10 protein-coding genes are annotated in these 14,178 nt (G+C 35.3%); 7 read left to right on the plus strand and 3 right to left on the minus strand.

Features of this window, described 5'->3' with window-relative positions; all coding sequences use genetic code 11:
- Window positions 1-20: 20 nt before the first annotated feature.
- Entirely contained in the window at window positions 21-4,106 is a 4,086-nt protein-coding gene (locus tag PL77_RS05465; protein ID WP_082026409.1) for a T9SS-dependent choice-of-anchor J family protein, read from the minus strand.
- A 336-nt stretch (window positions 4,107-4,442) separates the two neighbouring features.
- On the opposite strand from PL77_RS05465, the gene PL77_RS05470 reads away from it, so the two are divergent.
- The 5 genes from PL77_RS05470 to PL77_RS05490 all read left to right on the plus strand — a co-directional run bounded on the left by PL77_RS05470 (window position 4,443) and on the right by PL77_RS05490 (window position 7,940).
- The gene (locus PL77_RS05470) at window positions 4,443-5,030 is read left to right on the plus strand and encodes a hypothetical protein (RefSeq protein WP_044202597.1); all 588 of its coding nucleotides are present in this window, start codon (window positions 4,443-4,445) and stop codon (window positions 5,028-5,030) included.
- Between the two features lie 143 nt (window positions 5,031-5,173).
- Window positions 5,174-5,773: a hypothetical protein gene (locus tag PL77_RS05475; RefSeq protein WP_044202598.1), complete on the plus strand. Its 600-nt coding sequence runs from the start codon at window positions 5,174-5,176 to the stop codon at window positions 5,771-5,773.
- On the plus strand, window positions 5,751-6,299 hold the full coding sequence (locus PL77_RS05480; RefSeq protein ID WP_044202599.1) for a hypothetical protein: 549 nt from the start codon (window positions 5,751-5,753) through the stop codon (window positions 6,297-6,299). The genes PL77_RS05475 and PL77_RS05480 overlap by 23 nt, the downstream gene beginning before the upstream one ends.
- 88 nt (window positions 6,300-6,387) lie before the next feature.
- Window positions 6,388-7,425: a bestrophin family protein gene (locus tag PL77_RS05485; protein ID WP_256380329.1), complete on the plus strand. Its 1,038-nt coding sequence runs from the start codon at window positions 6,388-6,390 to the stop codon at window positions 7,423-7,425.
- A 131-nt stretch (window positions 7,426-7,556) separates the two neighbouring features.
- Window positions 7,557-7,940 (plus strand): hypothetical protein, encoded by a 384-nt coding sequence (locus PL77_RS05490; RefSeq protein WP_044202601.1) that lies wholly within the window; start codon window positions 7,557-7,559, stop codon window positions 7,938-7,940.
- Between the two features lie 96 nt (window positions 7,941-8,036).
- Here the strand turns inward: PL77_RS05490 and aroB are convergent, their stop codons facing one another.
- Window positions 8,037-9,071, minus strand: coding sequence for a 3-dehydroquinate synthase (aroB, locus tag PL77_RS05495; protein ID WP_052444197.1), 1,035 nt, complete (start codon window positions 9,069-9,071; stop codon window positions 8,037-8,039).
- 560 nt (window positions 9,072-9,631) lie between these two features.
- A complete protein-coding gene (locus PL77_RS05500; RefSeq protein ID WP_044202603.1) occupies window positions 9,632-10,726 on the minus strand; it encodes a chorismate mutase in 1,095 nt (364 codons plus the stop codon).
- 280 nt (window positions 10,727-11,006) lie between these two features.
- Between PL77_RS05500 and PL77_RS05505 the strand changes: the two genes are divergently transcribed.
- Together PL77_RS05505 and hppD are read left to right on the plus strand one after the other, a co-directional pair.
- A complete protein-coding gene (locus PL77_RS05505) occupies window positions 11,007-12,062 on the plus strand; it encodes an NAD(P)H-dependent glycerol-3-phosphate dehydrogenase (RefSeq protein WP_253273967.1) in 1,056 nt (351 codons plus the stop codon).
- A 238-nt stretch (window positions 12,063-12,300) separates the two neighbouring features.
- Window positions 12,301-13,422: a 4-hydroxyphenylpyruvate dioxygenase gene (gene hppD, locus PL77_RS05510; RefSeq protein ID WP_371199159.1), complete on the plus strand. Its 1,122-nt coding sequence runs from the start codon at window positions 12,301-12,303 to the stop codon at window positions 13,420-13,422.
- The last annotated feature ends 756 nt before the right edge of the window (window positions 13,423-14,178 follow it).

The raw sequence follows: 14,178 nt of genomic DNA on the forward strand, positions 1-14,178 counted from the left end.
TATATTATGGTTAGTATGAGTTACTGTTTTTGAATCTTATAAGTCTTCGTAGCACCTCCGCTATTCACTTGAACAACATACCATCCTTTTACAAGGTCAGATACATTAAACAGGAATTGTGGGGCTTGAGATAAGTCTTCGTAAGCTTTTACTTTTTCACCGATTAAACTGTAGATATAAACACTTTCAATTTGTTCAGCTCCTTTGAGAATAAATTGGTCCGTCATTGGATTCGGGTACAACATAATCGTGCTTATATCAAGAGACGCATCCGTCACCTGCTTCTCTTCTACCGTGACTACAATTTCTTGTTCGATGCTCCAATTCGATTGAGAAGCTACAACTACAACAGTTGAAGTTTCCATCAAGCTACCTGTCAGCGTGGCCGTTCCGTCGTTATTGTCCATTAATTCTACCCCTTCCATTGCTTCTTTTAATGCTAATGAGATCGTCAATCCTTCCAATCCTTCAACTGCTACTTGGTGTTCGAAGCTTTCGTCTTCCATCACAAATAGTGAGTCTCCAGAAGTAAACATCAATGGGTTGTCAATATCTTCTACTTTCAGTGAATACGACTGACTTAATTCCCAAGATGCAACAGAGGCTTTCAATGTCACCACATTACTTCCAGTAGCATCAGGCGTACCGCTGAGCGTATACTTTCCTTCCATTTCCTCTAATGACAACCACTGAGGACCTTGTACCAACTCCAAAGTAATTGCTTCATCAATTGCACAATCTACCTCAATCGCATATTCATAAGTACCATATACTTTTACTGATAATTCAGGTACTGAAGTGAAAGCTAGTGGATTATCAATATCTTCAATTTCTAAATTAAACTGATGACTAGCTGATTGCTCTCCTGAAGTGGCGTTTACTCTTACATAATAAGTTCCTTTTTTAGTTGTCTTCCCTGAAAGAGTCGCCGTTCCGTCACCATGATCTTCAATTGACAACCATTCTGGTGCATCTTCTAATGAGAATTCAAGTGCTTTCTCTTCTTTATGTGAAGCTGAAATTACATAGCTGTAATCATGATAAATCGCTCCTGTTTCGACAGGTGTAGAAGTAAATGTGATTGGGTTTTCTTTCGCAATATCCAACTCTACATTATCTAATGTAAGTACTCCCGTAGCTGATTCAGTCTTCGCATAAAAAGCAAGGAACATTGATTTTGTTTTTGGAGCCTCAAATGTAACACTCACATCTTTCCATGCATCTTCCACGGTAGAAGTTTTCACTAACGCTTCTTCACCCAAAGCAGTTTTCTTATTCTCCTCTACCAAGTACACCTCTAACTCTTCCGTGTGCCATTTTCCTTCTAGTTCATCTAATTCCGTTCTAATAGAAAACGATAAATCATAAGTTGTACCTTTCTCCAAAGCTAGAGGCACCGAATAAAGAATATCATCTTTTTTACCAGAAATCTGCATTGCCCCAGAACCCTTCACCAAATCATTTGATCCATCATCTGTAATCTGTTTCCATTCGTTACCGTCAAGATTCAAATCGTCTATTGACCAACCCATTGGTTTTGTCGTTCCTTGTTTCATTGTCTCAAAATTTTCAAGATATGGGAGAGTCTCAACAGTTGGATCGGGGATGGTTGTAAATGACCATACTGGAGCATTAGGCAGTTCACCATTACTATTATAAGGCACTACTTGCCAATAGTATTGGGTGTTATATTCTAAGTTTTCTAATTTCAATTCGGCCGTTTCTAAGTCCACTTCTTGATTAGCAATCATGTTAGTAGGTGGATAATCTGTCCCTACATTGATTTTGTATCCTTCAGTGGCTCCACCACCATCATTCCATGCTAATTTCAAGCCTTTCATGATGTCTACATCCACTGCGTTTGTGACTGGCGATACTGGAACTGCTGCAAGAGGAAATCCGTTTGAAATCTTTTCCCAAGAAATATCATCAATTAAAGCGGCGGTTACTTTTTGTTCTCTTCCTCCATGTCTGAAAGCAATGTAAGGCCCTTTATCAGCGTGACTGAATAGTAAATTGAATTGTTTATATGCACTTGTCAACTCAAATGTTTCTTTCAATACGAAAGTAGAAGAATCTGTTGGGTCCGTCATTAAACCCACTTCAAGAGTCAAGTCATATGCATCATTTGATTTTTTTGCTTGGAAAACGATTCTGTTGGTATCAAAGTTTTTCACCCCTGGAGAAACTAAAATGACATTCGATTCAAAATCATTCAAGTTCATCAAACGAGCACAATGTGGTCCTGTAAAATACTCAAGCGCACCGTCAATCACTTGTACACTTGTGTAATTGTCCCAGCTACTTCTGATTTGACTCCATTTAGCCGGCATCTCAGTGCTGTTATCAAAATTCTCAAAGAAATCAGTAAGCGGTTGATAAGCATTGCCTTTTAAGGTAATATCGTTTGTACCAGAAGTTGCATTCGATTCAAAAGTGAATACATTCTCGAAATCACCCGCAGAAGTAGGTTCAAAATATAATTTGATATCCGCTGATTTCCCAATATCAATCGTTCCAGTATAATCTGTTGAGAACGGTCCCGTAGAAGTACCTCCTCTGATAATTAATGGTGCCTTACCTGTATTGGTCACTGTTACTGACTGACTGATCTTACTACCAACACTAACGGAAGCATAAGTAAGATTATCTGTAGCGATTTGAATCTCAGGCTCCATTTTTTGTTCTTTGATAACGATATCATCTATCCAGAAGTATTTTGGGCTCCAGCTTGAAGTTTCGTGATATCTAAAACGGATATAAACATTTTCGCCAGAGTAATCTCCTAGACTGAAAGATTCGTATTTATACTCTTCCATATCTCCTTCAAGCATCATTGATGCTACTTCAGACCATGTTTCCTTTCCATCTGTAGAGATCTCCAGATAAGTCCCACTTGATGGTGAGTTTGAGCCCGTTCTCCAATAAAAAGAGATCTCACTGTTTTCTGGCAGGTTCATTCTCGGAGTTATAAGTGAATAATCACCCGTCCTCCAAGCAGAAACGTAACCTGTCATTTCACCTTTGTAAATTCCTTCTGGGAAACCATCAACATCACCAGTACTCCAATACTCATCGAACTCCCAATCAGAGTCATCAGGAAAGTTGGTATTAATAGTTCTATTTATCCTATTGCCTGTAATTTGACTGATATAGAAATCTTCAAAATCAACGATAAATGGGTACTCTTCAATAAACTTTTGAGCTGTAAATGAGATAATTGGAGAAGAGATCTCTTTATCTCCTTTTTTAGCAACCACCTTATAATAGTAAGTCTTTTTAGATTCCCATAATGTCTGACTATTATAAGTGTATGTTCCATCTTCTGTTATCGCTTGATCAGAAACGATAAGTTGCATATTGTCTTCTTCAGTACCTAAATAGAAATCATAACGATCTGAATTACATAAGCTAAACTCTAAAGCTTGATCTACTTTTACTTTAGTATCCTTATTCTCAGGTGATATAGCCAAAGGAGTACATGGTGTATCATTACTCACTAAATAATGAAATCTGATGTTCGGCGTAGCATTATTAAAAGGCCTCCAACCTGCTACCCCTGTCGGGAAGTTATTGTCACTACCGCTTACTGCTTGATGATCTTGATTGACTGTACCATAAAATAATCCAGAAGTAACATAACTCTCTCCCGAATGATTCTGCCAATGGATGATGATATCACTTGTTCCGTCGTATTCGAAGTCCTCAATATCAATATCCATCCAATCTGCACCATTAGGAGGGTACGTTACAGTACCGTCAAATACCTTTGTATAATTATTCAAATCAGGATACGATAACGGCACATCATCTCTACTAACTAAAGAGATATAAATCTGTTGATTGGCAAACGATTTTTCCCATCCACCGAAATTCTTATATCCGTAAAATGAAATTTTGCTGATCGTTTTAGCTTCTCCTAAGTCGTCACTTTTATATAAAAAACTACCCCAAGCATATTTCCAGCTGGAGTAAATTGGATCAGTAGTAGGTGTTTGCCCTGCTCCAATCTCTACAAATGCAGTGGGAGCCGATTCCTCCGTAGCATACGCCAATTGTCCTATACAGAATAGGACAACCAACGGAAACCATAATAGTCGTTTCATCTTTGATGTAGTTTAAATAATTGAATTGCTTTATGACTTCAATTTTAGGGAGATATTAAGACTTTGTAAATAGGGGCTTCCACTCAATTTAACTAATCACAAAACCTATAGAGTTGATTATCAATTATTTAACACTATACAAACAACGCATTTAAAACTAAAAAACAGCAAGTATTTACACCAATAAAAACAACTATCCTTGTTCAGAAAATAGATAATAGCAATAATATTTATCATTATTCTCACAAGATTAACATTTTAAATGCAACCTATTAAAAGATTTTAACGTGTAACCACTTGTAAATAAATACTATCTTTTTGACTATCTATTTTTTTATGTCTAGTGTAAACGTTTATATCCCCCTCGATTTCAATGGAATCGTGAAAAAACCGAAGTACTATGGAGGCATTACCATTCCTCAATTTTTTGCTTATGTTGGTGCATTATCATTAGGAATTGATGCATTATTTTATCTTAAAGAAGTACTTTCTACCAACTTTACCGTTGTTTCATTTTTAAAAAATTTCTGGTTCGATGACCTTTTGTTCTTCGCAGAAGTAAGTTTTTTATTAGCCATCCAACCGTTCCTAACTAATTCTCCAATTGCTTGGTACAAAAGCTTCATCTATTTTGATGGAAATGAACTCATCGTCAATAGAACGGGACTTAACCGTAGAAGAGTTGATTTGAGTGATGTTATTCGTTTTGAAGATAGAGATAAAACGTCTTCTAGAAGTTTCCTTACTTTTATTCATAAGGATGGTGAAATAACACGTATCCCTTGGCTATTAGGGCATGAAATAAAACAAGAGGATGAGAGGGCTGTAAAGGGTTTATTGAAATTAATTCAAAAAAGAATTGACAGAAACACTTCAAATAACATTGATAACAATCCTGTTTTTAGTTCCCTTAAAGTTTCTTAGATTTATAGCAGATAATTAGCAAACTAAAAATAATAGCATATGAATCAATAATAAACAATCTATTACTTTCTAATTTACATTGTAAGCTAAGAACGGCATAATCAAAGCAAAGAAGTTCTTGAATTTGACTTTAAAATCGAACCATGATTATAAAAAAAGAAAAAAGCGAACTAGCCAATTACAAATCAAAAGGAAAAATACTCATACCTATATCTCCAACTGAAGGTATTGATATTGAACATAAGCAAACACAAAAAACGAAAAAGCTCAAAAAATGGATTGCAGGAATTGCTTATGGAATAGGATGCTCTGAACTCTTGTATATTCTTTATCAATTTTATAGTAGTGGTTTCCAATTTGACCATTATTTCAACATGATTGATCTACTCGAACTTTCCATACATACAGCAGAATTAAGTATTGTCCCTGCCTCGTTTTATTTAGCACATAAACTTCCTCAGAAAGATCATTGGATGAAACAATATTTCTATTTGGATCAAGAAGTTTTAGAAATCAAAATGAGTTTTTTCAAAAAATATACATTTGAGCTTCAATCTATTCGTAGTTATGAATTTAAAACCAATACTTATAATCAAACTTACCTTCATATCTATCAGATAAATGGAGAAAAAACTTCTATAAAGTGGTTTCAAAGTTTTCTACCAAAGGAACAAAAAGTGGTGCTGGACGCCTTATTTAATGAGCTAGATAAAAGAATTAATGTTACAAAAAACGAAGCATAAACTATTACTACCTTTCCAAAGGAAAAAAGACATTTATATTCCTCTTAGTGCTATTGGGCAACTTGAAGTGAAGTCCAACACGTTCATTCATTGGTTTATTAAGATTGTCTCTCCCGTCGTCGGAACTATTGAAGTTGCTCAATTGGCTTATGGGTATTATCATTTTGGATGGGGAGGCATCGAGTTAGTAGATGCCATAGGATTTACACTTGCTAGTATTCCTATTCTATTACACCCTACTTTTCTTTTTAAACCTAAAAAAGCTTGGCCCTTTTCATTTATTAGTTTTGAGGAAGATAAAATAATATTTAACCTGCGTTTCAAAACGAATGAAGTCTACTACAAAGACATTTTACGTTTTGAAGTAAAGGTTTCTGGACATAATCGCCTTTCTATTTACTTTTTCATGAAAGATGGTACTGAAAAGATTGAGAAATGGCTTCCAGAAAACATGGAAAAAGAACATGTTGCATTGAGGTTAGCGATCAATGAAGAACTTCAGAAAAGGATAGACAACTTTTCATAATTCCTTTTTAATTACTAGATTCATAGAGACTTAACAACTTTATTTTTCAGAATCTATGCTCATTAAAAAATACTTTTCAGTATCTGAAATGTTTCTCTGGACACGAAAGGAAACATTATTTTTTGTCATGCTAGCCACCACGGTCACTTTCATATATGAGGTGCTAGAACAAAAATGGATTGCCATGCCTTGGACTCCTATTGCATTAGTGGGTACTGCCCTGGCTTTTGTAATTGGCTTTAGGAATAACGCTGTATATGGACGTCTCTGGGAAGGCCGTAAAATATGGGGAGGCATTGTGAATGATTCTAGAACATTTGCTGTTTTTGTTGGAGATATGGTGACGAATGAATATGCAAAAGAAGGGCAAGAACTATCCAAAGAAGAGTTATCCAAGCAGAAAAGAATATTAGTCCATCGACATATGGCTTGGCTGACAGCATTACGTTATGCCATGAGGGCAAAAAAGCCATGGGAAAGTTTTATGGATCATCCTACAAATAGAGAGTGGGCTCAAAAGATCCATACTCCTGAATTTGTCATTCCTGAAGAAGAAGCTTTGGCTCACTATCTACAACCGGATGAGCTCAAAAAAGTAATGGATGTTGGAGGTAATAAATCTGCACATATCATTAAGCTACAGTCAAATCATTTGAGAGCCCTGAAGGAGAAAGGATTAATATGGGAATTCTCTTTTCTAAGATTAGAAGACATCTTAAGAACATTATTGGCACTACAAGGAAAGTCAGAAAGAATAAAAAATTTCCCCTACCCTAGACAGTATGCCACTTTAAATGTCTTTTTTGTATGGATTTTCATCTTCATTTTACCTTTTGGCTTAGTTCCCGAATTCGCAAAGCTTGGAGAAAGTTTAATTGGTATCCACCCTTTTATTGGAGGGCTACTGGTATGGATGGGGATCCCTTTTGCTGCTATGGTATCTTGGGTTTTCCACACCATGGAAAGGATTGGTACCGTAGGTGAAAATCCATTTGAAGGTTCAGCGAACGACGTCCCTATTTCTACTATTTCAAGATCGATCGAAATTGATGTTAGAACATGTGTTGGAGAAAATCCAGATGAAATTCCAGACCCCTTTGACGTATTAGAAAACGTACAGATGTAAATATTTCATATTTTTAACTGCGTAAAACCATTTAATTGACGAAAGTCACCATTTATAGGTAATCATCGTCATTTAAATGGTTTTTTTATTTAACTTTGTGTAACAACGTATAACAAAGAAAATATAGAGATATGAATTACAGTATTTCTGCAACACCTAATTACGTTTCTTTGAAGCTAGCTAAAGTACCTTCCAGAGAAAATGTATTACATGCCATTAAAGAAATTGCTCCTCTATTGAAAAATAAAAAAATTTTATTGATCGATAGTAAGGACCTAAAATTCCCATTTAATCTTTATGAAAAGCATTCATTTTTTGTAGAATTATCTGAAAATGGTGTGGATAAAAATATACAGATTATCACTGTCACCAACTTCATTAAGGAAGAGCACAGTTTATTAGAAATGGTAGCCAAAAATAGAGGATGGAAATTAAAGAACTTCCATTATCAAGAACAAGCTGATCGATTAATCAAAAAAATTATTCACCCTGTTCTAGTCTCAACTGGCAAATAGTTTTGTTTTAATAACCTTTTCAATCATCAGAAAATAAAAAACCCTCCAAAAATACATTTTAGAAGGGTTCCTATGTAAATGAAGTTTCAATTCTATTTACAGACTCATATAATACTTTATGGCCTCTTCAATCTCATTCCACTCGATAAATTGATCAAAAGTACAATCACCTATTTTTGAAAGTAAAGAGAAACTTAATTTTTTCCCACTGTTCTTTTTGTCTTGAAGAAGATAAGCATACAAGTGCTCTAAATCGCTATCCAAGATTTCAACTTTACCGTAAACAGATAAGATATATTCTTGAATTTGCTTCAACTCTTCCTCTTGAAGACCTGTAAATTTCACTGAAAGGTAGGCTTCTGCAATCATACCGATCGCAATTGCTTCACCATGTAATAGTTTTCTTCCAGGAATATCTAAAAGGTAGCTTTCAATAGCATGACCTATAGTATGACCATAGTTTAAGATCTTTCTTAATCCTTTTTCCGTTGGGTCAGATGTTACTACACCATCCTTAATATTGATAGAGTGAGGAATGATTGTCGCTAAATCCTGTTCTGACAATGGTTTTGATGAAACCGTTTTCCAATGGTCAGCATCTGCAATCAAACAGTGCTTGATCACCTCTGCAAAACCAGATCTCAATTCATTTTGAGGTAAAGTTTTGATAAACTCAGGGTATACCAACACCATGTCAGGAATTCTGAATACACCAATATGGTTTTTCAACTTTCCGAAATCAATCCCTAACTTCCCTCCTACACTAGCATCAACTTGTGATAATAAAGTGGTAGGCATCTGCCAAAAGTCGATTCCTCTTTTATAAGTAGAAGCACAAAAGCCTCCCATATCACCAATTACACCACCACCAAGGTCTAAAACTGCTGCTTTTCTATCAAAACCCGCATTCGTTAGCTCTTGCCAGATATGTTGACAAGTTTCTAAGTTTTTATTTTCCTCTCCACTTACTACTTCAATCAGTAAATGCTCTGGTAATAGTTCTTTGACTATAGGATAACAGTCTCTTTTTGTGTTTTCATCCACAATGACTGCAAGGTTAGTGTACCCCTTTAATCCCTCAAAAGTATTTTGATCAACAGATTTTAAAATAGATACCTTATTGATACTCATAGTTTTTTTATTTTATATCTATTATACTTTGGCTCTCTGAAAATTTGGTTGGTTAGATGATCTACTCCTTTTAAAAAGATTAGAAGAAAATCGAAGCTTCACTCTATTTTCCATGTGTGTTCTTCATTTTTTCCATTGATGAAAAAACGAAGCAAAAAAAATCTAGGCTGTGAATACAAAGCAACCAAGTGTCTTCAAATAATTTCTAGGGTAACTACCCAAATTTTCAAAGTACCTATACTTTAAGTACATGGAAAAAGATGTTTTTAATTAAGAATGAAGGAATATGGTTCTCAAAGTGTTTTTATGCTGGTTCAGTGGACGTTGCAATGCAACATCCCTACAACGGTATCCATCATAGATGATATCCTACCAAAAATTTAAAGTAGATTGTAGGGACGTTTTAGTAAAACGTCCTCATGGACCACAACACGGACCATTTATCTTCCCTCTTCCCTAAAAAAAGTTCCATAACTTTTTTTTCCAGTACTTAGATCAAAAAAATAAGGCGGCAACACCATAGTGCACCGCCTTTAATATTCTTCAAATACAGATTCCACTTATGCTTTTTCTGTATTTACAACTGCAGTTTGAAGACGGATAGACTCGTCGTGAACCAATTTGAATAATTGCTCCATAAACGCTTTGCTTAATCCTAACTTAGCAGCTTGCTCTGGACGATTTTGGAAGATATCGATCCAACGACCTGCTTGGAATACAGTCAAGTTGTTTTCTCTCTTATAGTCTCCAATCTCACCAACAACGTTCATTCTTTGAGATAACACTTCTAATAACTCGTTATCTAAACGGTCAATTTTACCACGAAGAGTATCTAATTTAGAATTTACTTCCTCAGCGTCAGTAGTGCTCTTCTTAATGTTTACTTCATTAAGGATTTCAGCTAAACGCTTAGGAGTAACTTGTTGTGAAGCATCCGACCAAGCATTATCTGGATCTCTGTGCGTTTCGATCATTAAACCGTCGAAGTCTAAGTCGATTGCTTTTTGAGATACTGGATAGATAAGGTCACGTGTACCACCAATATGAGATGGGTCACAGATCAATGGTAAATTAGGAAGCTCAGTTTTAAGAGCGATTGCTAATTTCCACATTGGAACGTTTCTATATTGTGTTTTCTCAAAAGAAGAGAAACCACGGTGAATACCAGCGATTTGACGAACGCCAGCACCATAAATTCTTTCGATAGCTCCTTTCCAAAGTGCTACATCAGGGTTGATCGGGTTCTTGATCATTACAGGAACGTCTTTCACACCTTTCAATGCATCTGCAATCTCTTGGATAGTGAATGGGTTTACAGTACTACGAGCACCAATCCAAAGAACGTCTACACCATACTTCAATGCTAACTCAACGTGTTGAGCATTAGCCACTTCAGTAGTGATAGGCATATTCAATTCTTTCTTCACATTTGCAAACCACTTCAAACCTTCCTCACCAATACCTTCAAAAGATCCTGGTCTAGTTCTTGGTTTCCAGATACCCGCTCTTAATAACGTGATACCTATCTCTTCAGTAATCTGACGGCAAGTATCCATTAACTGCTCCTCAGACTCTGCACTACATGGACCTGCAATGGCGATTGGACCGCCATTTTTTACTACAGACCAGCTTTCTAATGATTGTATATCTTTCATATCAGATTTGTTTCAGATAGTAATAACTTCAAAATTACAAAAAATTGAATTAAATCTATAGTTAATTGAAATAATTAAACAAATTAACATACATTTTTAATTATTGACAAAATAATTCAAAGTTTAAAATGAAATTCGTATCACTATTTTCAAACAATTATTTAAATCTGATACTAAATCAATTGTAAAGCAGAAATTAAATAGGCATTATTGTACTGTGAAATGACCATCATTCTAAAGTGTATTTATTACCTTTACATAAAATTTACCTTATAATAGAGTGGCAAAAGAAATTCAAAATATACAAAACACTGATAATCAACAAGAGATACCCGACATCTCTACAATTGCAGTGATAGGCGGTGGAAGTTGGGCGACTGCATTAGTAAAAATTTTATCAGATGGAGGATTGACTAAATTACATTGGTGGATTAGAAATCAAGATGATATCAATCACATCAAACAATATCATTCAAACCCTAGATATTTACCCTCGGCTAAAATTTCAAATGAAACAGTAAAACCATTTAGTAATATAAAAGATGCTATTAGAGGTGCAAATGCCATCTTATTAGCGGTTCCTGCAGCATTCGTTTTAGATGCAATCAAAGATTTAACACCGGAAGATTTCAAAGATAAATTTGTAATTTCTGCCATTAAAGGTCTTATTCCTGAAAAACATATATTGGTCACTGAACATATTGAAAAGAACTTCAATGTGCATCATAAAAAAGTCGCTGTAATTGGAGGTCCTTGTCACGCAGAGGAAGTAGCCATGGAAAAACAGGCTTATTTGACAATTGCATCAGGAAGTAAAAGGTTTGGTACTGCACTCTCTGAAGCAATGAGTAATCGATATATCAAAACCACTTCCATCAGAGATATTTATGGAGTGGAGTACTCCGCAGTTATGAAAAATATTGTTGCTATCTCTTGTGGTATTGCACATGGGTTGGGATATGGCGATAACTTTCAAGCTGTTCTAGTATCAAACGCTATGCAAGAAGTTCAATATTTCTTAAAAGCAGCTTACCACATTAAACGTAACTTACTAGGTACTGCCTATTTGGGCGATATGTTGGTCACTTCATATTCACAATTCAGTAGAAATAGAACTTTTGGTAATATGATTGGCCATGGTTATTCTGTAAAAGCTGCCCAATTGGAGATGCAAATGGTTGCTGAAGGATACTATGCTGTAAACAGTATCTTTGAGATCGCCAAACGTCTCGAAATAGAAAATGAAATGCCTATAACTAGGGCTGTATACAACATCTTATATGAAAGAATTTCACCAATTGTGGAGTTCAGAATTTTAAAAGATCAATTAAACTAAGTATATTTATTTCACGTATATAAAAACACATTACTAAAGAAAGATATTATCTCATCTATGAGACAACACTAAATATATAAAAGCCTTTGTTTTCCATGTTGAAAGACATGATTTCTGATCATGCATTTCATTTGTTATAGGAATACAAAGGCTTTTTTTTGGCTCTATACTTTTGTAAACACATAAAAGTAAAACACTCAAACACATATAAATCATAAACCATTTAATTATTACTCACATGCTAACATCTAGTACAAAACAGATGGAAGAGGTAGATTTCCTCCCTATCAACGGTACCGATCACATCGAATTCTATGTCGGAAATGCAAAACAAGCTGCTTATTTTTACCAAGCTGCTTTCGGCTTTGAACTCCTTGCTTACTCTGGGCCTGAAACTGGAGTGAGAGATCGTAGCAGTTACGTCTTGCAACAAGGTAAGCTTCGTTTTGTATTTACAACTTCGCTTTCTTCGAATTCTGAAATTTCCGATCATGTTCATAAACATGGCGATGGTGTAAAAGTACTTGCACTCTGGGTTGATGATGCCCGAAAGTCTTTTGAAGAAACTGTAAAAAGAGGAGCAATACCTGTTCATACCCCAAGGGTGATGTCTGATGAAAGTGGAGAAGTCGTCATGGCCACTATAAAAACTTACGGAGATACCGTCCACACTTTTGTCGAACGAAAAAACTATAAGGGCACTTTCCTCCCTAAATTTGAAGCTCGTCAAGCTAATTTTCCAACAAAAGCAGTAGGTCTTAAGTATGTAGATCACTGTGTAGGGAATGTTGATTTGGGTGAGATGGATAAATGGGTCAGTTTTTATGAAGAAGTGATGGGCTTTAAGTTGCTATTGACTTTTGATGATAATGACATCTCTACGGATTACACAGCACTAATGTCCAAAGTGGTCTCCAATGGAAATGGGTATGTAAAATTCCCAATCAACGAACCTGCAGAAGGGAAAAAGAAATCACAAATTGAAGAGTACTTAGATTTTTACAACGGTGCCGGAGTACAACACATTGCAGTTGCGACAGACGACATCTGCTATACGGTACAAGAATTAAGAAACAGAGGTATAGAATTTCTTTATGTCCCTGATAATTATTACGATGACTTGAGAGATCGTGTAGGCGATATTGATGAAGAAATAGATCAACTCAAAGCACTCAATATTCTTGTCGATAGAGATGAGGAAGGTTATTTGTTACAAATTTTCACTAAACCTGTAGAAGATCGTCCCACTCTTTTCTTTGAAATCATTCAACGGAAAGGTGCTAAATCATTTGGTAAAGGTAATTTCAAGGCTTTGTTTGAAGCTATTGAAAGAGAACAGGCTTTAAGAGGTAATTTATAATTTGCTATTATTTGTCTGTAAAAACTATACACAAAAGTAAATGACAATTAACTCTTAATTATTTGGCCTTAGTACTTAATACATTGTCAACTAAGTTTTCGAATATTTATGATTTTTAGAAATCAGGAGATTTCTGTTGATCTGTAGGACACGAATGCCGCTAACGCTTAACATTCGCGCCAGTGGCATTCTACCCAATTCGTTTGGCAGTACTTTCCTCGGCCTTGAAGGGAAAAGCGTTCAGAATTCCATGTATTGAGCCGTTAAAAATGATTTTGCTGTTTGAGCTTTAGCGAGTTTAAAATCATTTAGGCGAGAGAAATGGAATTTAGCTTTTGACTTATAAGCCTAGATTTTTTGCTTCGTTTTTCATCAATGGAAAAATGAAGAAGAAAGAAGCTTGAAAGTAGAGCCTATAAATGTGTGTAGAAATGTTGATTAAATATTAACGTAAACTTAGTTTACAATGTACTTAAGATAAAAAATGAGTCATCCTTTTTTTGCCATTGCAATTAAAGAGATGACTCATTTTAAACTAAATTATCGTCAACTTTCAAACTTCCTTCTTCTTCATTTCTCTTATGAGAACAAAGAAGTCAAGGCCAATGAAAATGCAACTAAAATAAAATGGTAGTAGATCCACTGGTGCAAATGTTATGCGATAGCATCATTCGTATCCTAGAGATCCGCAGAAATCTCCTGATCTCTAAAATATTCAAAAACTTAGTTGACAGTGCATTAGGTATACTCAAAATA

Source organism: Flammeovirga sp. OC4, from assembly GCF_000812565.1.
Lineage (GTDB): Bacteria > Bacteroidota > Bacteroidia > Cytophagales > Flammeovirgaceae > Flammeovirga.